The following is a 20360-nucleotide window of genomic DNA, read 5'->3' as shown; positions in this document are numbered from 1 at the left end:
CCCACCGAAGCAACGCAAACAATGGAACGAAGCGGGCAAAAAGCAACCCCGGGCAGCGCAGTTGCACCGCCCGGGGCGATCAGATGGCGCGACGCGATCAGCCGACCGCTTCGCCCTCGTCGATGCCGGTTCCGTCGTCCGTGCCCGTATCGGTTCCAGTGTCGTCGCCATCAGTCTCGGATTCGGTCCCGTCGCCGCTGGATTCGTCCCCGGTATCGGCGCCGTCGTCTCCCGTCGCATCACCGTCGCCGTTGGGGTCATCCCAGTTCGGGTCGCCCCCCGGACCGCCCTGCCACGAACCGTCGCCAGCGGGAGGTGGCGCGCCTTGCCAGGAACCATCATCGGTCCAACCATCGTCGGTGTAGCTGTCGTCGGTCGTCCACGACCCGGTGTCGGTGGAGCCGCCCTCCGTCGTCGTGCCGTTTCCGGTGGAAACCGATACCCCCGACAGGTCGACCGCGGTGCCGTTGGCAATGGCGGTGGCATAGGCCGCGGCATAGCTCATGACGGTGCTGATGTATCCATCGGTGCAGGTACCGACCGCATCGCACCCGCTTCCGAAGTAGCTTGCCAATGCCTGTTCGATCGACCCGGTCGCGGCCAGGAACTTCCCGATCTCGGTCGAACCGGCCATGACGTTCGTCGCCGGGTCGAACCAGAGATCTTCCGATATGCCCTGGCTCTGAAACTCGGCCGGCATGACCTGCATCAACCCGATCGCGCCCGCCACCGAGACCGCATTCGGATCGCCGCCGGACTCGACGCGGATCACTGCGGCAATCACCTCAGCCGGAACGCCCGTTGCCGCCGCCGCCGATTGAATCTCAGGCAGCCACTGCAAGACCGCATCAGATTCCGTTTGAGCGGCGGTCGTGCCTGCAAACACGACGCTTGCCGCAGTCATCATCGAGAACGCAACAAGAAGCGCCGCAGCCAGTCGGCGCGCCTTCCCCCATTCCATAGGACCTGCAACCCTGTGGGCCGCGGTCACTGCTGTTCTTCCCTCGTTGCCAGCCATGCAACCTCCGCGGGATCTCGAGGCCGGACCAGACGGCCTCCCGAAAACACTGGTCATTGGGGTCTACGGATCGATAAAGTCGACGGATTCCCAGTGTCTTCCCCGGTTTTGCTCAGCGAAATGGCGGATTCCGCATTTCGCGCATGTCCGGGAAACCAGGCTGGTTGCTCAGGCGTAGCAGCATGTGTGACGATTCGTTCCGGAATCTCGATTTTCGTCCCGGTTGTTCATGACACGCGCCCGAATCCCACTCATCGCTCTCTTGATCGCGACCATCTGCTCGATCGGGCTGCTGGCGCCACCTGATCATGCGTCGGCCGAGCTGGCTATCCCCGACTCTCCGGCCGGCCGTCAGCTCATCTGGGCGCTGGATCAGGTGAACTCCGGCGCCGGGGATCTGACCGAGGCCGATATTCCTGACCACTTCTCCGATGCCTATCTCGACGTGATCAAACCGTCCGAATTGGTTTGGTACTTCGGGCAGTACATCGCTCCGGCCGGACCGATGACCGTCGTGCGCTACGAGGGTGGGGCCACTGACCTGCGTACAAATGTGATCGTCCAGGTGCCCTCCGGCTACTGGCGGGTCGAATTGACGGTCACGCCCGATCCGTCCCACAAGATCGACCTGATGTGGTTCGAGCCGGTCTATGTTCCCCCCGCGACCGCGAGTGTTCCACGGGGCTGGAGTGACCTGAAGGACGATTTCGCTGCCATCGCCCCGAACGTGAGCGTGACCATTGCCGAGGTCGACGGAGGAGAGTGCCTGCCCATCGCCCGGGTCGACCCTGATCTCGTGCTCCCGATCGCATCGTCGTTCAAGCTGTATGTGCTCGGGGAGGCAGCGCGCCAGGTGGAAGCGGGAACGGCCTCTTGGGATGAGCTGTTGCCGATCGATCCGCAATTCATCAGTCAGCCGAACGGTGAAATGCGCTATCTGCCGGTTGGTTCCGAGTATTCCGTCGCCCACTTCGCCGAGCAGATGATTTCGAAATCCGACAACACCGCCACCGACCACCTCATCGGGCGACTCGGCCGGGAAGCGGTCCAGTCAGCCTTTGCCGAGATGGGACAGGCGGACCCATCCGTGAACGTGCCGCTCATGCTGACCCGCGAGTGGTTCGCGCTGCGCATGCGTTTCACCGACGATCAGATCGAAGACTATCTGGCCCTGGACGACGCGGAGAAGCTGGACTTCCTGCGGGAAACGGCCGATCCGGTTGCCGACACGATCGAAGAGACCGAGCTCTGGCCAGGTTCGCGCTGGGCCTACGATGTCGAGTGGTTTGCCTCCTCGGGAGACCTTTGCCGCGCTCTCGCCTATCTTCAGGAAAAAGGGTCGCAACCCGGTATGGAAACCGTGCTGAACGCGCTCTCGCTCAAGCCGGAGATCGTGTTCGACCCCGCGGTCTGGAGCTACGTTGGCTACAAGGGTGGCTACGAAACCGGCGTGATGTCGGAGAACTTCCTGCTGCAGCGCGCCTCGGATGGGCGATGGTTCGCGATTGCCGCGGTCATCACCGACCCGAACTGGGAAATCAACGGATTTGGCCTGCGCGACCTGATCGTCGAGGCCGCGCAAGCGTTGGCCGTCGAGGAATAAGGTCCTGAGTCCAGGGCGAAACCTCCGGTCTCAGGACTCCGCACAATGTCTCGTCTAGACCTTCTTGACCCCGTTGACCGGCACCATGAGCGAATAGAGCGACGTGGTCCCGCAGATAAAGAGGCGATTGCGCTTTAGGCCGCCGAACTCGACGTTGGCCACCACTTCGGGCACGAGAACCTTGCCGAGTAGCGTGCCATCCGGATCGTAGACGTGCACTCCGTCACCGGCGCTCGTCCAGATTCGGCCAGCAGTATCGAGCCGGAAACCATCGAAAAACCCGTTTGTGCAGGTTGCAAACTCCCCGCCGCCCCGCAACGTCTTGCCGTCCTCGACTTCGAAAACGCGAATCTGCGCCGGATGCCCCTTCACATGGGACGCGCCGGTGTCGGAGACATAGAGGAACTGCTCGTCCGGCGAAAAGGCGAGTCCGTTCGGCCGCACGAGCGCATCGGTGGCAATCGTGATCGCTCCCGTTTCGCCATCGACGCGATAGACGTGACAGTCGCCGACCTCGCTTTCCGCCTGGAAACCTTCGAGGTCGGAGTCGATGCCATAGGTCGGATCGGTGAACCAGATCGATCCGTCCGATTTGACCACCACATCGTTCGGGCTGTTCAGCCGTTTTCCATCGAAAGAGCCCGCGATCGTGGTGACCGAACCATCGAACTCGGTGCGTGACACACGCCGGCCGCCATGCTCGCACGAGACGAGCCGCCCCTGACGGTCGATGGTGTGCCCGTTGGTGTAGCCAGCCGGATGCCGAAAGACACTGACCGAGTTGTCCGTTTCATCGAAGCGCAGCATCCGGTCGTTCGGAATATCGCTCCAAACGAGATAGCGGCCAGCCGGGAAATAGGCCGGCCCTTCCGCCCAGCGGCAACCGGTGAAGAGTTTTTCGACCGTCGCATTGGTGTTGACGCAGTTGCCAAATCGGTCGTCCAGAAACTCGAATTCCGCTTGCGCCATAGTTCTCGATCCTCCCGGCGGATCCCCGCCGCCCGAATACATCCCGATTGCTGAGGTCATTGTCGCGCAATGACGTCTCGCATTCGCGCTTCCCGTGTCACGTCCCGCGGCATCGAACCACGCGGCACGTGACTCAACGCTCGAACGACACCTCGACAAACGGCCACAGATGCGGCGGCCCCGCCGCGAATCGCACCACTGGCGGCGATGAGAGCTCGGCTGCCATGGCGCCGAAGGTCATGAACCCGTTCTTTGGCTCACGGCTGATCGGCGCGGTCGTGTCGGCAAGCGCCGATTCGATCTCATCGATCGTGCTGGCCGTTTCGGTGAGCGTGGCCATGCACGCTTGCCGGGAGAGTGTGTTTGGGCCTATGGCAAACGTCTCTCCGTCCGGCCCATCGGAGTGTTCGTAGAGCGGGTGATTCGCATGGGGGACAACGCGCAGATCGACTGCGCCCCGGACGGTTCGATCCGCGTCGGCCTCGAAGGAAAGCAACTCCGTTGGGTCGCCGATCAGGTAGTGCTGTCCAATTGTGTGCTGCATGGCCTGCAAGGCGTAACTCGCCTCTTCCGCCGAGAACGTGTCCAGGAGCTTGCGTTCGAGAAAGGTCACCGGCATGCCGAAGCGCGCGGCCGGCAACATCTCCAGGTTGTTGACGCAGAGGCCAACCCCGGCGGAGTTGACACCCATCAACCCGATCATACCGGCGCCGGTGAACACTGCCTGGGTGGGCGCACCTTGTTCTTCGTGGATGACGACCACCTGGGTGCCGTCGTGCACCGATGGAATATCCATGGTCTGACCGATGAGCGTCGGGCGGCCATTCCCAGCGCGCACACCGACCGCGGTGCACCCGGGGGCCTCGGCAGAGCTCCGGGTCTTGGAGTAGTGCCACTCCTCGTCCAGCATCGAATAGACGAGCAGGCGGTCGACCGATTGACCCGATCCGGCGGCAATCCCATGCACCTCCAGCAACAGTTCCGGCGCCCATCGCTCGATCGATGCGCGATAGGAGGTATTGCGCAGGAACTCGACGATGTATTCATCCGGATCGATGCCATGAGTGGACGCCAGCACGTCCAGCCAGCGGCCAACCCCTTCATCGATCAAAGGGCGCAACGCTTCTCCATGCTGCTGGCCGCGTTCAGTCGGGCCACCGCTGCACCAAAGCATGTCCAGCGATTGTTTCACCGTTTCCATCGACATCGATGCTCCCGCCTGGTTTCGTCTATCACCCGTTTTCTCGGCCGATCTAGGACTATCGGGCTACGTATTCTCCTCGACTGCCAGCACGCCGCTTCGTAGTCTAGAAGATGGCAGGCCTCGAGCTCATGCCATCGTTGCTACAACCTACGGCGCAGGCCCACTACGCGCTCCCCGACCGCGCGCGCTTGGGTATTCCCGACCGAATCGCCGAAATCGGAGCGTTCGCGCTCGGAGAGATGCCGGTGCCCACGGAAGTCGGTCGGACTGTTCGATACGTTATTGCAGCGCTGTTGATCGCCACCCTCGCGTTGCCTTCTCTGGAAGCGCGTGCGGCGTCCGATCTCTATCCTGGCGCGCCAGCTGTGGTTTCCAGCCTATCTGCGCCCTATGCGTCGATCAGGACCGCGCCCGACCCGTTGGCGGCCGAAATGGTGCAGGTCGACAACGGCATCTCCCCCACGATCATTGCCGGCCCGCTGGCCGGAACTGACGGCCTCCTCTGGTATCAGATCGAGGTCAGCGGCCTGACGGGATACATCGCCGAGGCCGATCTTGCGTGGGGAGTCGCCGAAGAAGTCACCACACCCGAAGTCGAGCCAGCTCCCGCGCCTCCAGTCGTGACCGGAAATGGCGTGGTCATCAGCACAGACGGCGCCGACATCGGCTGTCTCGCCGCGCCAGACTGGGAGGCCGCCTGGCTCTTCACCTATAGCAGCGGCAGTCTGGTGGACAAGTCCGGTGAAGCGCTCGACGGCTGGCAGCCAGTGATTTGCGCTGGCCAGCTCGGCTACCTGCCGTCCAGCCTCGTTTTCGATCCCAGCAATCTCCCGGCTCCCGAACCGACCGAAGTGGCAACCGAGGTGATCGAGACGGCCACGGTCGTCGAAACCGAGGAAGCCACCGAGGTGATCGAGACCGCCACGGTCATCGAAACTGTCGAAGCCACCGAGATTCCCGAAGCAACCGAGACGATTGTCCTCCCTGAGGAAACGTCTACGGAGATCGCCGAGCCGACGGTAACTGACGTCGTCATCGAAGAAACCCCGACCGCGGAGGTGACGGAAACCGAGACTCCGGCTCCAGTCGACACCGAAATCATTCCGGAGGAGACCGCCACCGAAGTCATCGTGACAGAAACCGCCACGATCGAAATCACGGCCACGGTGGTCGAGGAGACTCCCACGGTCGAAGTGGGCCAGACGATTCCGGAAGTGGTCGATTCGCCGGTCGTCCAGCAGTCGATTTCCGAGGTCGTTTCGGCGTCCATTGTGAGCACTGCCGTGGTCTACAACACAGGCGGCGGAGGGCTGCGATGCCGCAGCGGGTCGCTGGAAAGCCCCGTGCTGATCGTGCTTCCGTTGGGCGCCCAGGTTTCGGCCACGGGCGCGGATAGCAACGGATGGACTCCGGTGGTCTGTGGAACGCAGGCCGGGTTCGTGGCGTCGCGATTCCTGCAGGCCTCCGGCGAGAAGGCAGTTGACGAACAGCCAGTCGAGCCATCAGCAGCGCTGACCGGCGCCACCGGCGTCGTGCAGAACACCGATGGCGACGGCGTTCGCTGCCGGTCTGGGGCCAGCCTGACCGCTTCGATCATCACGGTCCTGGCCGAGGAACGTCCGTTGCTTCACGCGGATCGGCAGTCGGGGTTTGGCAGCCGGTCACCTGCGCAGGACGCGCCGGCAATCGCCTGGCTTTCCTTGGCAACGTCTCCAACACCGGCGGAACCAATGGCGGAAGCCACCGGCGGACTGGGACGGCCACCGGTGTCGCCACAGTGTCCGGAACCAGCGATGGAGTCGATTCCGCGCCAGCGCCGGATACGATGGCGCGGTTGTTGCCGTACTCAGCGAGGGCACAACCGTTACCCTGCACCTTGGAAGCTCCGGTAGCTGGATTGCCATTACCTATGGTGGCCGCAATGGATTCATCTATGGTGACTATCTGAGCCGAAATTCGTCCGGCGGCGGAACCGGAGGGAACACGGGCGGCAATTCTCCGGTGTTGGTGGCACCAATCTCGGCGCTGGCAGCAACGCGCGTGTCAAAGCGACGCTGGTTTCCCGCAGCGACGCCAGCTGCTCACCACTGTGCTCGGGGTGGCAGCGGTCGGCACTGGTGCGTGTAACCGGTTCTCCGGTCCAGCGGGTTCTATCCGGACCAGTGGGGCGGCGTTTCCGGCTACATGCGCGGGGATTATCAGAGCTACCACCGCAGCAGCCCTTTCCACTACCGGCCCATACAGCAGCGCTGGCGGCAGCACCAGAGCGGCGCGGGCGCGGGCAATGGATTGGGCTCGGCGACCGGGCAATCGCTGGTCGATTTCGCCATGCGCTATCTCGGCTATCCCTATGTCTGGGCATTGCCACGGTCCGAACAGCTTCGACTGCTCTGGCTTCACCTACTGGGTCGTGATCAACGTGCTCGGCGATATCGGCGCCGGCACCTGGACCCAATAGGGCACCGGCACGCCGATCCAGTACGGCAACCTGCAACCGGGCGATCTGGTCTTCTTCCAGAACACCTACACCGTCGGGCTCTCGCACGTCGGCATGTACATCGGCAACGACCAGTTCATCCACGCCGAGAACGAAAACACCGGAGTCCGCATCAGCTCGCTCAGCTCGAACTACTACTCGACACGCTATCTCGGCGCGAGACGGCTCACGTAGTCGGCAGTCATCAGTCGTCAGTCGCCAGAGAGAACCGGGAGAGCGCTTTTCCCCGGTTTCGTCTCCCGAACACAGATCCTGAACCCGATCCCCACTGGACATCCGACGCAAGCCACCGTTACCGTAACGCCCACGATGCATTGGCGACGCGCAGGGAAGGGCGGACACCATGGGGAGTTGCGACGGTTCAGTTCTACAGTCATGCGCTGGGCCGGCGCACCACGTATGACGCCATCTTGCCGGATACAGGACTGGCCCATTTCCGGGTGCTGCTACAGCTCCATGGACTCTTCGACGATCACAACAATGGATACACAAGTCTAAGATGGTCCACCACGTTCGCGAATCTGCAGCTGATCGTCATTTCTGCTCCCGACGGGGAACCTCCGACGCACCATCTCGATTGGCCAACTCAAACCTTGCCGAACGCCTCAACCGCCAGCTATTCGAAGCAGCGATCGGAAGATCTCGCCGTTGAAATTGCATCAAGGACTTCCATGTCGATGACCGGAAATGGGGCATCAGGCTGGACTCTCGATGGGCGGCTACGGCGCCATGCGTCTCGGATTGCGGCACCCGGACAAGTTCGCCTCCATCTGGGCGCATTCGTCGGCATCGTGATCGGCGATATCGTGCTACGCGCTCAATCTGGCCCAGATCGAGGACGCGGTCTGCCCCGATCTCGCCCCGAAGCTCGCGGGCCGCACCGATCTGCCAGTGATCTCGTTCGGTCGGAGTCTGACGACGAGCTGATCGAGAGCAACCGTGACTTTCATCGATTGCTGGACGATCTTGGGATCGCGCATCTCTATGCCAGCAGCCACCGGCGGCCACACCTGGGAGTACTGGGACGAGCACATCGTCGAAGCCCTGCCGCAACACGAAACCGTGTTGGGCGTGAAGCGCGAGTCCTGCAATGGTAAGCATCTATCTCGCTTCGCCACTTGGTTTCGCCGATTCGACCCGGCACTTCATGGCGGACCTGGTCGAGCGGCTCGGCCACACTCTTCGAATCATGAGCCCACAGGACGACGTGCGCTTCATTGACGAATTCGCGCAGATCGCCGGAGTCGACAGCCGAGCCCAGGCGTTCGCGGCGCTGGCTGAAATCAACACCGAGCTCGGCCGCGCGAACGAATCGATCCACTGAGCTGGTGGCACATGGTCGCGATCCTCGATGGCGTCGACGTCGACTCCGGCACAGCCGCGGAAATCGGCTACGCCTATGCGCTCGGCAAGCCGGACACGTACGGGCTCCCGCACCGACTTTCGCCTGGCGGGGGACAACCACGGCTCGATCGTCAATCTGCAGGTCCAGTATTTCATCGAGGCATCCGGCGGTTCGGTGCGTTGCGTCACGATGGCCGCCGCGGTGCGGTCGGCTCCCCAGCGTGGTGCAACGTCGCACCGGGACTGGCTGACAAGGCTCGCATCATTTCAGGACCGGGCTCCGGACTCTGAACTTCGGTTCGCGGTACGATGCCGTCCACACGAGGAAGGCGGGAAATGGACGCGCAAAAACCAGTCTGGCTGATCACAATGGGCAGGCTTCCCTTCAGGTATTGGACCCGAGGTCGTGCTGAAGGCATTGGCGCATCCAGCCGTATACGGGCAATGCAACCCGCTCGTCATCGGTGACCGTCGCATTCTCGACCGCGCGATGATCGAGCTGAACATCGACCCGCTCCACATCGACGACGCTGGAGGACCCGCAACCGCAGTCTTCCAGCCGGGCACAGCAACCCTCATCGACCTGAACAGCCAATCCAGCCGATTGTCCCTGGGGAGTCATTCGCCCGCCAGCGGCAAAGCAGCGGTGGAGTATCTTTGCGCTTGCGACATGGCAATGGCCGGCGAGGTCGACGCCATCGTCACCGCCCCGCTGAACAAGGCCGCCATGTTTGCCGCGGGCTTTCGCATCGCCGGGCACACCGAACTGCTAACCGACGCACCCGCGCGGGAAAGGTCAATGCTGCTCATCGGTCCCAACCTCCGAGTGGTGCATGTCTCCACCCATGTCGCGCTTTGACGGCGCGATCGCGCGCGTGACCAAACAGCGCGTCATGGACGTGATCCAGATCGCCTACGATGCCTGCCGCGCGCTTGGCGTCGCGCAGCCTCGCATCGCGGTCGCCGGACTCAATCCCCACGCCAGCGAAGGCGGTCTCTTCGGAAACGAAGAAGCAACCGCTATCGAACCGGCCATCAACGAGATGCGCGCGCGCGGTATGGACGTTTCGGATCGTTGGCCCCGGTTGGTCTTCCTGCACGAGCCAGGGGCGTACGACATCCTCATCGTGTGGCGATGCTGTGCGATCAGGGGCATTCCCATGAAATTGCTGGCGTTCGATTCGGGCGTCAACGTCAGTCTTGGTTTGCCGGTGATCCGCACCTCGGTCGATCATGGCACCGCATTCGACATCGCCGGGCGGGGATTGCCCGGGAAGAGAGCATGCTGGCCGCAATCGACGTCGCGGTCCAGATGGTCCGAGCGAGGAACGCGAGCGGCGCATCGACTCCACCACGGGCGATCGTCGTTGCCGACGATTTGACCGGCGCCGCCGATGCAGGCGCGCCATTTGCCGCTGCCGGATTCGCCACGGCGGTTCCGTTACGTGCCACCCCGCCGGACGCAGAGGTCATCGCTCTCCAATGAGACCAGGACGCCTCGGCGGACCGTATCAGCGCTTTTCAAGCAGTCGATGGCATTGCTTCCGGAAACCGACGATCACACGGTCTGGTATGCCAAGGTGGACTCGGTCTTCCGCGGCCACCCTGGTCCGCAGATGCCATTCTCATGCGGCAGACCGGACGCCGGGCCGTCATCATTGCGCCGGCGCTGCCAGATCAGGCGCGCATGACCGTCGATGGCAATGTGTATGTCAACGATGTGCTGCTCACCGAATCGCCCCTCGGCGTGGGGCGATGCTTCGGCGCCTCCGTCGTCGAGCTCCTGGGGCTTCCGGGTGATCTCGGCCGCTCGATCGGTCTCGAAACGGTGCGGGCGGAACCGATCCTTGCGCGCCGCCATCGACCATGTGGTGCGGCCAATCGTCGTGATCGACGCGGAATCGAACAGTGACCTGTCCATCCCTGGCCGAAACCGTGGTCGGCAACCAAACCCATCTGCTGGCAGGTTCGGCAGGGTTCTCCAAGCAGATCGCGGCGGAGCCTGCCAAGCACGATGGCAAGACTGCACGTGATGGATTGGGCACTTTTGCTCGGAACGTGTTCACCGTTGCCGGCAGCCGGCATGCCACCTCAGCCGCGCAGGTGGCGGCGTTGGAAGCGTCCGTGGAAACATTGCGGCTCAGCTTCGAGCTCGGCCACCTCGACCCGGCAGTTACCGAGCGAATGATCGAGCGAATGCGCCGCGCATTCGACGAGGGTCGGTCGTTTACCCTGACCACCTCCGACACGCTCAATTCCTCGCTCCCAGGCGACGAAATCGCCCAGGGCGCTTGCCGCTCTTGCAACAGAGATCCCCCGCGTGCTCGACCGCTACGATGCCATGGTGCTCACCGGTGGCGACGTGGCAGGCGCCGTTTGCGCGCGCCTGGAAGCAGAGCGCCATCTGCCTGGGGGCGAAGTGCTCCCGGCTATTCCCTGGGGCACGCTTTCGGGCGGCAAACGCGCCGGGCTCCCCTATCGTACGACCAAGGCTGGCAGTTTCGGCGATGAGCGCGCAATGGTCGACGCAGTGCGGTTTCTCACCAGAGGACAAACTGACCGTCGACCAGCAGCGGTTCGCCATCGACTTCGATTCGGCCATCTGGCGCAAGTCGCAAATCATGTCCCAGTGAATGGCCGAGCGGTTCGTGCTCCCGGTTTCCGGATAGCCCGCCCCAAGCGCCATGTGCGCCGTGCCACCGATCTTTCGCCGAGCAAGATCTGGTGCCGGTGAACGCGGTGATCCCGAAGTTCAGGCCCACCGCAATCTCTCCCAGCCTCGGGCGCCTTCGTCGCTCTCGATTTAAGGCAGCTTCGTTCTTCGCATAGCTCGTATCGACCACCTGACCCGCTTCGAACTTGAGCCGGATATCGCTGATTCAAGCCGCCCTTGCGTCACCACCGGAAACGAGAAACGCACCTCACCCTCGGCTGAATCCTCGACCGGGCCGGTGAAGACTTCACCTGACGGAAAGTTGCGCTTTCCGGGTCCGAGTTGATCCATCTGCGGCCTCGATAGAACATCGAAAGTCGGTCCCCGGCGCGACCAGACGAGCTCCGCCGGGGTGTCAACCAATCGACGATACCTGCCTGAAACTGCCGCGCATCGCCACCCAGGCGGCCACGGATCGGGTTCGTCCAACCGGCAAGCTCCCATGATGAACTCGAAGTAATCATCGGTGCTCATCTCTGCATCTTGCGCGTACGCGTCGGTTGGATAGAGCGTCAGGCTCCACGTGTAGTCTCCGCTTTCCTGCCCGGGCCATAGAGCTTTGCCGGAGTTCGGCGCGCGCCTTCGTGAACCGTGCCGCACGGGCCGGATCGACCCCGCTGGCGTTGCGGGTGTTTGTTCCGCCATGACGCGGATCGAGCAATCCGCTTCGGTATTGATGAATGTCTTCAGGGAGCGATGAACGCAGCTGCTCATCGTCGCCATGGCTCAGCAATGCCCAGACCGCCGAACTCCGGCATGAGCACCGGCAATCCTCCGCGCTCGACGACACTGGCGTAGATCGCCCGCAGCAACGGTTCTGCTGCGACTCCCACCGCCGATTGCCACAGTTTGACCCGGTTGCACATCGACGCAGTAACCAGTCAGCACATCGGCCCACGGGCAATGCGGGGATCGGACATGACCTGTTCTCCTCTATGACCAACTCGAGACGTTCAGCCGCCCGACTATACTTTTCCCGCTCGAATACCTGTCAGAAAGGAACGCCATGACCGCATTGGACCACCATCGACCAGCCCATCGAGGAATGAAACCAAACGGAACAATCCGAATCTCTTGTCATGCTCTCTGGTTCCTGTTGATCGGCTGGTGGCTCGGTTTTTGGCCAGGGTCGGGTATATCTGCGCCTGATCTGAATGTATCCTCCCCATCGGCATATCATTATCTCGACCGGCTGCCACGATCATGACGCTGCGGCTCCCGCCGTGGAGGTGGATGATTTCCATGACGGCAGCGAAGATCACAAAGTCGTCTTAACGCTCGTGGCTGATCCGGCTCCCCCTGGCTGGTGTTGATTGGCTGGTGGTTCGGTTCGATCCAGTCGCTCGCGGCCTATGGGATCACGTTGTTCACGTTCGGGCCTGCCGGTCTCCTTCTGGATGTTCAACCGCGCGTCTGGATCATTACCCTGTATCGGCTGGCCTGGATCATCTATGGCGCCTCGTCGCCACAACCTCCGCGCCTGCAATCGAGCGATGATTGGGAAACCACGAAGGGCTGCCGGGCAAACCGGCAGCCCTTCTCCACGTCTGGCGACTGATAGCGGAAGGACATTCCTAGACCGAATGGCGGGCATTGTCCGTCATGTTGCAGGTAGAAGATCGATATCCCCACTGGTCGCGCCGGTGATGAAATCGAACAGTCCCCGCGGCATGTTCCCCGTGAACAGGATGGCCTAATTAGGCGATGAACAACGCCACAATAATGCGAGCAACACGAAGTAGTAGACAAAGAGATTCGGAATCACCAGCAACCACTTGGATGAAGATGAGCCAGCGAGAGACACTGCCGGGTACGGCAAATCGAGCCGAAGCGGGTATGGTCCTTCTCTGAATGGAGGGTACTCGTCCAGCTGAGCATCACGTATGCGTTCACGTTGGCCGTCCACCGCATGTAGGTCATCACCAATTTGAAGAGACTTCCGGATAGCGCTTGGTGAAGAGACGAGATGAACCAAACGATCCAGACGATGATGCTGACCATGATGCTGAAGATTCCCAGCACGATGTAATGGGGAATGGCCAGCAGCCACTTGACGAAGATCTTCCAACGGGACAACCGGTCGGGGTAGTCGATTTCGAACTGAAGAAGGGATCACCGATGGCCGAAGAGCGACGTCGCTTGGCGGCTGAATCCTCGCCAACTCGCTCGACGAGAGATAGGCAGGGCCGATCTGGGTACTCCCGCAATTCGGACAGAAGCGGTCGTCGTCGCCGAGCTTGCCGCAAACCGGACAGTGTTGATTCCAAGCCATCGTTTCATCTCAGGACACGGGTGACGCGACCGGCGAAGCGGACGCTTCCGGTGCGGATCAGAATGCCGTCGAAGATCTTGTCTACTTGCACCCGGCGCAGCTTTACGGTTTCGAGATCGCCCTGCAGGACCAGCACGAACACCTCGTTCTCGCTGATTTTGCGTCCCAGCCCCTGGAGAAGCTGCCCGCTCTCGGACCCGTCGTCGAAGGTGTAAAGCGCGCTGCTATCGATTTGTGTAGTCGGGGTCGCCAGCAACTCGTCCAGCGCCGGAGCTTTCGAATTCCTCATCGAGCAGATGCATGAAGGCATCGATGCCGGGTGTTGCTCCCTCCGCTTTCACGATCGCGGCTGCTATTCTCCAGATCTTGTCGTCCGACGTGACAACGCGCACGTAGCCATCGTGCTCTTCAGCGACCCAGTTGGTCGGAACCCGCACCGCGAACCGGTTCGTAGGATCGACGTAGGCTTAATCGCCTTTGGCAGTTGGACTCGACACCTGCGCCAACGCAACGCCACTCGGGCCGAGCAAGAGGCACGCCAGGACTGCGGCCAGCAAAGAGCGCACCGTGCGAGAAATTCGTCGATCCATCCTCGAACTCGCTTTCTGACAGGCTGACGCCTAGTCGACCTCTCTTGCAATCACCATGACGACCTCGCCTCTGCTCGGTCTTGGAGCGGAACTTGCGACAGAGCACGTAGCCATCCTGGTCGGCCAGGATATCGACCCCCGGCTCGTCCCATCGATAGAAGTCATGCACCCGCGCCACCGGTGTGCCAGCAGTCACGTAACTCCCCAACGGGGCAAGCGGTTCCGAAATTCCCGGCAATCGGCGCCGTGATCCAGGTATCGATGTCGATGTTCTGAATCAAGCGTTGTGTCTTGCCCCATTTCTCCAGGGTCAGGTCCTCCACCGGCTCGTCGATGAGGCCGTAGTGGCGCATGACATTCTGGACCCCATGATACGCCCAGCGGACACCATCGATATCAGTCGACGTACCATATCCAAGCTCAAGCGCCGATCGTGATCTTGCCCATCTCCGCTTCCTCGGTCAGCAACCCGGTCCCCATGCCGCTGGTGTAGATCATGGTGAACGGCGTCCCAAAAGAAACGCCGTCTCTTTGAACTGCTGTCGCAATTGCGGGTCGTCGACTGCATGGAACGACATCACAGCGATCTGATAGCCCCGGCCACCGGAGTGAATATCGATCACGACGTCCGCGCGGGAGAGGACCTCGTCGCCGTGAAGCGCGCCATGCGGTACGAGATCGACCTGTCGGCTCTGCCCGGAAAAGGCGCGATTCATGTTGACGCCGTCCTCCGCCGAGGGCGCGTTGGTCGGCATAGAACGCCGAAACGGTGAAGACCGGAATCACGATCAGGCGACCGGACGTCAACCGCCCATCGAAGCTCGTGACCAGACTTGAGCGCCACTCGACCTTCGTACTCGTCCCCGTGCGTGCCGCCAATGGCAACGATGGTCTTGCCCGGTTTGCCCGAGGACGCCACATAGAGAGGCATGCGCGTGCGCGCCCACATGCCGTCTGAGGTAAACGGAACCGAATAGGCGCGCGCCTTGCGATTCCCAGTCGATCTTCGAAATTGGTGTGATATCGACGAGCATGCAAAATCTCACTCGCGAAGCACGAAACGCTGCGACAGAATGGCAGATCGGCCCGATGCTCGCCGAGGGCGTATCGGTGGAGAATGGGTCTGGGCTCACGGCCCGGATGGTCCCTCTTCCCATGCCAGTTTCCTCGTTCTTGTGATAGTGCTTCTTCACCGCGCTCCATGCGATAGCGTGGGCGCGTGATTCGTCGTGCCCATACTCGTCCCATGCGTGGTTGAAGGCTTCCTTTGTAGATCCCCTGTGCGTGCGGGGCAGCACACGTTGCACCGAATCGCGAAGCTCGCCAGCTTGGCGTATGGCATGGATGACTCCTTTGGTGTCGCGAAAACCATCCTATCGCCGATGCGGTGTTCGGATGGAAATCGGGCAGCTCCCTGAACTGCTGAGAGCAGCATATGGAGGCTTTTTCGTCCCGTGCTTCCCGAGATACTCCTTCCCGCGCGTGGGGAGTACACTCTGCCGAGTCCAATCGATCAGTTCTCAACTGGGGAACGTTGCGTGCCAGTCCATCGCCAATACCATTCAACGGCGACCCGCAAGGCGGACCACTATCCTGATCGAACTCCGCAGCGAAGCTCGATCTGCGGGAAGGGGATGCATTGGTTCGGAGACTCGAGAACGGTGTCCGCCAGTCGTGAAAAGCACGCTCACACGTCGATCGATCGGCTGACTCCGTCTGTCCTTCGCTGACTTCAGACATTTCATCCCCTCCGCCTGCATGGCAGACGCGATTGCGGCCATCAGTGCTTGAGAGGCATCAGCCAACGGACCCGAACCGGTGACGATACCGATCTTCGACAGCACCATCCTGGTCTGTCAGATCGCCGCCGACAACCTGATTCAGTCTCCCGGCAGCGTCACTCATCCGTCTGATCTTGGTCGCATGCAGGGCCTGATCTCGGTGACAGGGCTATCGAGATCGTCTGCTGTGCCTCGAGCGGTTACGCGCCCAAACCAGCCAACACCTCCGCCTTCGTCGGGAGTTGATCGATGAGCGGTGGGCGCTGGATCTTGAGCGCGGCTGCCTGGGCGGCGAACTGTCCACTCTGCCGCTGGATCGTTGCCAGCCGTGTAGCAGCGGCTGTGAAACGCCGCGTGAAAGGTATCGCCGGCGCCAATATCGAAAACGACCCTGGACGGCACCGCCGGAATCTCGCTCACCCGGCCATCGACGATCAACGCCGGCAGCTCCCCATGCGTCACCGCGCAACCAGTCCCGGACCATTGACCGCCAGCCACATGATGGCCCGGTCAAAATCGGTTTCACCCGAGATCAGGCGATGCTTCCTCCCGTTCATGATCGCCAGATCGGCCAGGCGCATCGCTTCCTTCAGCACGCGGACCGCTCCTCAGGCCGCTCGCCCTTCCATGCGGTTGGCCGCAGAAGTTGATTGACGCACACGCGTACTTCTGTCGCGCGGCAACGCCGCGCGAGCTCCAAACCCAACTCTCTGCGCGAATCAGGCGAGCGCAGGCTGCTTTCTGTCAAATCGAAGACTTCCGACCGCTGCCGCAGATAGGCATCCGGAACTCTTCTGATTTCATAATGTGCCCAGCGGTTCGCTGTACGCCGGAAAGCGATAGTAGGCAAAGGTTTTCCGCCACGCGTCGACGCTGGCCAGCGAGATCGGCGGAGCTGCCCAGGGACGGCACGCACCTCCGAGGTGTCGACCCCTTCCGCCGAGTGATTGGCGGATCCACTCGCCGACCCTGTCCTGTCCCAGGCGGAAATGAACCCGAGCTTCCCGCCGAGCTTCTGGAACGCAAGGCAGGGCGGTGGTGGGCTGGATCCGGCTCTGCACCAAGGACGAGCGACCAGCTTCGGTCACACGGGTGCGATTGTCTGGCGGGGAGATCTGGCCGCGATCGAGCCGAGCGCGACTGATGTCCAGGTCACGTCGAGGCTGATTGCTCATGCAGGGCTCCGGGTCGATACCCGCGGTTTCGAAGGCGCGGGAAAGCACGTCGTAGGTCTGGGTCGTGGCCGCCAACGCATCGTAGTCTGGGCGCCGTTGCACCATCAGGGCTGATTTCCACCACGATGTGCCCGTCATAACCTGCCTTCCGACATCAGGCGGAGATACCAGGATAGTCCATCTCCCTTCAGGAATCAGAAACTCGCTTCCGGGTAGTGCCCACGCCCGTCCTTGATGTGGGTGTGCCGCGAGACTTCAAGAGCTTCATGACCGATCTCTCCATCGGAATACCCTGAACATTGAAGTGGCTGATATCGAAGTGAATCGTCGCGCCAGGAGAACTGACCTGCTCGATGAGCCAGACGGCATCGTCCGGCATGCACAATGCGTGGGCCACATGCGGTTCCATACCAACCATCACGCCATTGCCTGTGGGCATACCGGTCAACCTGCTGACGATCTCGACGAGTCTGCCCCTGCGGGCATCCCACTCGCCCGGCGTGGCGCCTGAGATCGTCGTGGGATGATCAACTCATCGCCGGGATGCTGAATCTCCGCTGCGAAATCCAGATAGCTGCGCAATCGAGCCTCGTTCGCGACTGCATCGCCCCGCCAACAGATCGACATTTCCTGAGATCCCACAAAGCTCTGCCCGGCGTCACCACAGAGACGACGGATGCGTTTCCCGTTCACGCCGGTCATCGTGGTCGCGTCAGTCGGCCAACCCGGGATGATGGTGAGTTCCAGTCCATCGAACCCGAGCGCGGCGCAATGCCGCACGGCGTCGTCGATCGGAGTAGTCTGCATCCCCCAGGTGCTATAGGAAAGCTTCATCGTCTGCCTCACACGAGTCCGAAATGCTGATCGATCTCCCGTTGATACGCATCGATTTGACTAGAAATGACGCGTCCGCCATCGTCACCGGGCGCCCGGCAACCTGCGATCTGGAAGAGCGCGCAAATCAACGCCACCGCATCTCGTCCAACCGCGCCGTCCACTTCCGGCCTGGCTCCGGTGCGTACGCAGGCATGAGTTCGGCGTATTCCCACGGCCAGCAGCTCGCGATCGGTGGTGACAAAGTCGAAATCGTGCCCTCCAGGCCGTTCGCTCCCGAACAGCGCGCGGCGGTGGCAGGATCGAGCCGCCAGTCGGGCACCAGATCGAGCACGGCATCGCCTGGACACCTCGGTTCCGTCGTCCAATGTCACCTGAACTGGGCGTCCATTGCGGTTACCCGGAGGCGTAATCGAACCGCGCGTGCCGAACGTGCCGACCGACCATCGGCGCGCCAATGCCCGCGTGATTGTCGACGTACTGCCCGATGGCGCCGTTGGCAAAAGTCAGCAATTCCGAACAAAGCGCATCTTCGCCGGTTGGCTTTCTGATCCGCTCGGGCATGTTGGTTGCCTACCGTAGTACCCGCCGGGACCAGCGTGTCGGCGCGCACCCGAACCGGTTCAAAGATGCGCGCCTGCCCAAAAACCGACTCCACCGGACCGAAGTAGTAGCGCAGGATATCGGCGTTGTGCACCCCGGCATCGAGCGTGATTGCGCCGCTTAGCTTCATGTGCTGCCACGGCGTGATAAGGATGTGATCCCGGCTATGCACGCTGGTTTCAGGATCGATTGTGGAGCGCCGATGCATCCCGAATCGATGACCGCTTTCACCAGACGGTTCATCGGATCGCGCCGAAATTCTCGGCCACCGACAGGATCTTCCCGGAACGCTCCGCGGCCATGATCACCTGATTGCAACCGCGAATGGTCAACGCCAGCGGTTTCTCGACCATCGTGTGCCAACCGGCACCGAGCAAACGCGGTTGCCATTGACATGGTGCGAACCGGAATCGGTCGTGCAATCGGCGGCTTCCAGTCCATCGGCGCCCGCGGCCATCGCCTCGATGCCTGTGAACACCAACGGCCGATATCCCAGGAGCTGGTCTGCTTCGTCCGCCAGATCATTCGCATTGGCGTCGTTCAGATCGCAGACGGCCACCAACTCGACCACGTGACCGACGCAGCGTTCCAGCTCGGCCAATCCGGCGAGATGCCGCCGGCCCATCCCCACAGCTGACGATCATGAGACGTAACGGTCTCCATCCTACGCTCCTCGACGAAGAGCAAGCACACCAGAGATGCGGTTTCGGATGCGGTTGCCGGTGGTGGTCAATCGACTGGTTGCCGCGTCCCGCGCCAGCACAGTGACCGTGTCGCTGTTCTGATTTCCCACCAACAACCAGGCGCCTGAGGGATCGATCGCGAAGTTCCGGGGTTCCGCCCACCGGTCTCGATGATCTGCACGATCTCTAGCACGCGAGAATCGGCATCGAAAGCCGCCACTGCAATGCTGTCGTGCCCACGATCTGAACCGTAGACAAAGCGGCCATCCGGCGAGAAGAGCACATGCGCGTGCAGGTGGTCGGTCGATCGAACCTTCTCGCAGGGTCGACACCGTCGAGACCGCTGTCAACGTACCGTCACGCTCGACGGCGAAGCTGTTCAGGGTCGAGTCGAGTCACCGATCACCATCAACGTTCGACCAACAGGGAGAAAAGGCGAAATGGCGCGGTCCCATTCCGGGGTGACATCGGTGCATGCCACGTCGATGAGCTGGCCGGAGCTTGTGTCGAGGTTGGTAACAGACGATCTGGTCGGTTCCCAGATCGGTGACGTAGACGAACCGGCTGTCGGGCGACGGATGGATCATGTGCGGGCAGGACCCTGCTGGCGATCGACCGATGCTCGACCCTTCGTGCGCCAGCACCTGACCCGCTGGCGCGATCGCGCCATCGTTTGCAAGGGCAACACCGCCACGCTTCCCCGGTGTAGTTGGCAACCAGCAGAAACCGGCCCATGGCGTCCAGACTCAGGTAGCACGGGATGCGCGCCGCCGGTCGATTGATCTGCTTGAGCGCGCCGGACGTAGGATCGCGCCGGAACGCGCCCACCGCGCCTTCCTCGAGCTCGTCTACCGCATAGAGCCGCGTACCATCGGAAGAGGAGCGCGAGAAACGACGGATTGCGCGCCCTGCCTCTCCTGCAATAGCAAGGTTCCCGGACGCAGGATCGAACTGCACATACCTGATGCCGCTGGCATGTTCCAACCGCTCCTCGGCATAGGCTCCCGTATAGCGATGCTCGCCTCAGATTGCGCCAGCACAGTCGAGAACGCCGTTCCTCGCCCACGTCTGCTC

Annotated in this window: 24 protein-coding genes and 1 pseudogene; 9 read left to right on the top strand and 16 right to left on the bottom strand. The window is 62.0% G+C overall.

Annotation, left to right across the window (positions count from 1 at the left end; genetic code table 11):
- Positions 1-97 precede the first annotated feature (97 nt).
- Positions 98-991, bottom strand: a complete 894-nt coding sequence (locus R2855_05015; protein ID MEZ4530374.1) for a transglycosylase SLT domain-containing protein — start codon at positions 989-991, stop codon at positions 98-100.
- Positions 992-1247: 256 nt separating this feature from the next.
- Here R2855_05015 and R2855_05010 point away from each other — a divergent pair, with 256 nt between their 5' ends.
- Positions 1248-2621 (top strand): serine hydrolase, encoded by a 1374-nt coding sequence (locus R2855_05010; protein ID MEZ4530373.1) that lies wholly within the window; start codon positions 1248-1250, stop codon positions 2619-2621.
- Positions 2622-2675: 54 nt separating this feature from the next.
- Here R2855_05010 and R2855_05005 read toward each other — a convergent pair whose 3' ends face one another.
- Positions 2676-3590: an SMP-30/gluconolactonase/LRE family protein gene (locus tag R2855_05005; GenBank protein ID MEZ4530372.1), complete on the bottom strand. Its 915-nt coding sequence runs from the start codon at positions 3588-3590 to the stop codon at positions 2676-2678.
- Positions 3591-3723: 133 nt separating this feature from the next.
- Positions 3724-4797, bottom strand: a complete 1074-nt coding sequence (locus tag R2855_05000; protein MEZ4530371.1) for a C45 family peptidase — start codon at positions 4795-4797, stop codon at positions 3724-3726.
- A gap of 134 nt (positions 4798-4931) precedes the next feature.
- Here R2855_05000 and R2855_04995 point away from each other — a divergent pair, with 134 nt between their 5' ends.
- The 7 genes from R2855_04995 to R2855_04965 all read left to right on the top strand — a co-directional run bounded on the left by R2855_04995 (position 4932) and on the right by R2855_04965 (position 11369).
- Entirely contained in the window at positions 4932-6686 is a 1755-nt protein-coding gene (locus R2855_04995; protein MEZ4530370.1) for a hypothetical protein, read from the top strand.
- 581 nt (positions 6687-7267) lie between these two features.
- On the top strand, positions 7268-7465 hold the full coding sequence (locus R2855_04990; GenBank protein ID MEZ4530369.1) for an NlpC/P60 family protein: 198 nt from the start codon (positions 7268-7270) through the stop codon (positions 7463-7465).
- Positions 7466-8438: 973 nt separating this feature from the next.
- Positions 8439-8615, top strand: a complete 177-nt coding sequence (locus R2855_04985; GenBank protein MEZ4530368.1) for a hypothetical protein — start codon at positions 8439-8441, stop codon at positions 8613-8615.
- Positions 8616-9041: 426 nt separating this feature from the next.
- Positions 9042-9494, top strand: coding sequence for a 4-hydroxythreonine-4-phosphate dehydrogenase PdxA (locus R2855_04980; protein MEZ4530367.1), 453 nt, complete (start codon positions 9042-9044; stop codon positions 9492-9494).
- A gap of 16 nt (positions 9495-9510) precedes the next feature.
- Positions 9511-10017: a 4-hydroxythreonine-4-phosphate dehydrogenase PdxA gene (locus R2855_04975; GenBank protein ID MEZ4530366.1), complete on the top strand. Its 507-nt coding sequence runs from the start codon at positions 9511-9513 to the stop codon at positions 10015-10017.
- 245 nt (positions 10018-10262) lie between these two features.
- The gene (locus R2855_04970) at positions 10263-10547 is read left to right on the top strand and encodes a four-carbon acid sugar kinase family protein (protein ID MEZ4530365.1); all 285 of its coding nucleotides are present in this window, start codon (positions 10263-10265) and stop codon (positions 10545-10547) included.
- Positions 10548-10889: 342 nt separating this feature from the next.
- A complete protein-coding gene (locus R2855_04965; protein ID MEZ4530364.1) occupies positions 10890-11369 on the top strand; it encodes a nucleotide-binding domain containing protein in 480 nt (159 codons plus the stop codon).
- 689 nt (positions 11370-12058) lie between these two features.
- On the opposite strand, the gene R2855_04960 is transcribed toward R2855_04965, so the two are convergent.
- From R2855_04960 to R2855_04910, 11 genes are all read right to left on the bottom strand, one after another.
- Positions 12059-12214, bottom strand: a complete 156-nt coding sequence (locus tag R2855_04960; GenBank protein MEZ4530363.1) for a hypothetical protein — start codon at positions 12212-12214, stop codon at positions 12059-12061.
- Positions 12215-13109: 895 nt separating this feature from the next.
- The gene (locus R2855_04955) at positions 13110-13424 is read right to left on the bottom strand and encodes a DUF4389 domain-containing protein (protein MEZ4530362.1); all 315 of its coding nucleotides are present in this window, start codon (positions 13422-13424) and stop codon (positions 13110-13112) included.
- 200 nt (positions 13425-13624) lie between these two features.
- Positions 13625-13909 (bottom strand): hypothetical protein, encoded by a 285-nt coding sequence (locus R2855_04950; GenBank protein ID MEZ4530361.1) that lies wholly within the window; start codon positions 13907-13909, stop codon positions 13625-13627.
- Positions 13845-14057 carry a hypothetical protein gene (locus R2855_04945; GenBank protein ID MEZ4530360.1) on the bottom strand — a complete coding sequence of 71 codons (213 nt, stop codon included), beginning with the start codon at positions 14055-14057 and terminating at the stop codon, positions 13845-13847. The genes R2855_04950 and R2855_04945 overlap by 65 nt, the downstream gene beginning before the upstream one ends.
- A 30-nt stretch (positions 14058-14087) precedes the next feature.
- Positions 14088-14210, bottom strand: coding sequence for a hypothetical protein (locus R2855_04940; GenBank protein ID MEZ4530359.1), 123 nt, complete (start codon positions 14208-14210; stop codon positions 14088-14090).
- Positions 14211-14371: 161 nt separating this feature from the next.
- The gene (locus R2855_04935; protein ID MEZ4530358.1) at positions 14372-14563 is read right to left on the bottom strand and encodes a hypothetical protein; all 192 of its coding nucleotides are present in this window, start codon (positions 14561-14563) and stop codon (positions 14372-14374) included.
- A gap of 141 nt (positions 14564-14704) precedes the next feature.
- On the bottom strand, positions 14705-14926 hold the full coding sequence (locus R2855_04930; GenBank protein MEZ4530357.1) for a hypothetical protein: 222 nt from the start codon (positions 14924-14926) through the stop codon (positions 14705-14707).
- 1523 nt (positions 14927-16449) lie between these two features.
- Positions 16450-16587 (bottom strand): hypothetical protein, encoded by a 138-nt coding sequence (locus tag R2855_04925; GenBank protein ID MEZ4530356.1) that lies wholly within the window; start codon positions 16585-16587, stop codon positions 16450-16452.
- Positions 16588-16791: 204 nt separating this feature from the next.
- A complete protein-coding gene (locus R2855_04920) occupies positions 16792-17271 on the bottom strand; it encodes a hypothetical protein (protein ID MEZ4530355.1) in 480 nt (159 codons plus the stop codon).
- A gap of 339 nt (positions 17272-17610) precedes the next feature.
- A complete protein-coding gene (locus R2855_04915) occupies positions 17611-18000 on the bottom strand; it encodes a hypothetical protein (GenBank protein ID MEZ4530354.1) in 390 nt (129 codons plus the stop codon).
- A gap of 8 nt (positions 18001-18008) precedes the next feature.
- The gene (locus tag R2855_04910) at positions 18009-18164 is read right to left on the bottom strand and encodes a hypothetical protein (GenBank protein ID MEZ4530353.1); all 156 of its coding nucleotides are present in this window, start codon (positions 18162-18164) and stop codon (positions 18009-18011) included.
- Positions 18165-18487: 323 nt separating this feature from the next.
- On the opposite strand from R2855_04910, the gene R2855_04905 reads away from it, so the two are divergent.
- Positions 18488-18727: a hypothetical protein gene (locus R2855_04905; GenBank protein MEZ4530352.1), complete on the top strand. Its 240-nt coding sequence runs from the start codon at positions 18488-18490 to the stop codon at positions 18725-18727.
- A 204-nt stretch (positions 18728-18931) separates the two neighbouring features.
- On the opposite strand, the gene R2855_04900 is transcribed toward R2855_04905, so the two are convergent.
- Positions 18932-19234 (bottom strand): hypothetical protein, encoded by a 303-nt coding sequence (locus R2855_04900; protein MEZ4530351.1) that lies wholly within the window; start codon positions 19232-19234, stop codon positions 18932-18934.
- A 33-nt stretch (positions 19235-19267) separates the two neighbouring features.
- A pseudogene (locus tag R2855_04895) lies at positions 19268-19569 on the bottom strand (beta-propeller fold lactonase family protein).
- Between the last annotated feature and the right edge of the window lie 791 nt (positions 19570-20360).

The sequence above is a fragment of the Thermomicrobiales bacterium genome, from assembly GCA_041390825.1.
GTDB lineage: Bacteria > Chloroflexota > Chloroflexia > Thermomicrobiales > UBA6265 > JAMLHN01.
This window is presented reverse-complemented; position numbering and strand designations above follow the sequence as displayed.

What these genes read in the sequence shown, in the direction of transcription:
- R2855_05010 (MEZ4530373.1), top strand. Translation starts at nt 1,248, where the DNA reads ATGACACGCGCCCGAATCCCACTCATCGCTCTCTTGATCGCGACCATC.
- R2855_05005 (MEZ4530372.1), bottom strand. Translation starts at nt 3,590, where the DNA reads ATGGCGCAAGCGGAATTCGAGTTTCTGGACGACCGATTTGGCAACTGC.
- R2855_05000 (MEZ4530371.1), bottom strand. Translation starts at nt 4,797, where the DNA reads ATGTCGATGGAAACGGTGAAACAATCGCTGGACATGCTTTGGTGCAGC.
- R2855_04985 (MEZ4530368.1), top strand. Translation starts at nt 8,439, where the DNA reads ATGGCGGACCTGGTCGAGCGGCTCGGCCACACTCTTCGAATCATGAGC.
- R2855_04970 (MEZ4530365.1), top strand. Translation starts at nt 10,263, where the DNA reads ATGCGGCAGACCGGACGCCGGGCCGTCATCATTGCGCCGGCGCTGCCA.
- R2855_04960 (MEZ4530363.1), bottom strand. Translation starts at nt 12,214, where the DNA reads ATGTGCAACCGGGTCAAACTGTGGCAATCGGCGGTGGGAGTCGCAGCA.
- R2855_04950 (MEZ4530361.1), bottom strand. Translation starts at nt 13,909, where the DNA reads ATGAGGAATTCGAAAGCTCCGGCGCTGGACGAGTTGCTGGCGACCCCG.
- R2855_04940 (MEZ4530359.1), bottom strand. Translation starts at nt 14,210, where the DNA reads ATGGATCGACGAATTTCTCGCACGGTGCGCTCTTTGCTGGCCGCAGTC.
- R2855_04935 (MEZ4530358.1), bottom strand. Translation starts at nt 14,563, where the DNA reads ATGCGCCACTACGGCCTCATCGACGAGCCGGTGGAGGACCTGACCCTG.
- R2855_04930 (MEZ4530357.1), bottom strand. Translation starts at nt 14,926, where the DNA reads ATGAATCGCGCCTTTTCCGGGCAGAGCCGACAGGTCGATCTCGTACCG.
- R2855_04920 (MEZ4530355.1), bottom strand. Translation starts at nt 17,271, where the DNA reads ATGGTGCAACGGCGCCCAGACTACGATGCGTTGGCGGCCACGACCCAG.
- R2855_04915 (MEZ4530354.1), bottom strand. Translation starts at nt 18,000, where the DNA reads ATGAAGCTTTCCTATAGCACCTGGGGGATGCAGACTACTCCGATCGAC.
- R2855_04905 (MEZ4530352.1), top strand. Translation starts at nt 18,488, where the DNA reads ATGGCGCCGTTGGCAAAAGTCAGCAATTCCGAACAAAGCGCATCTTCG.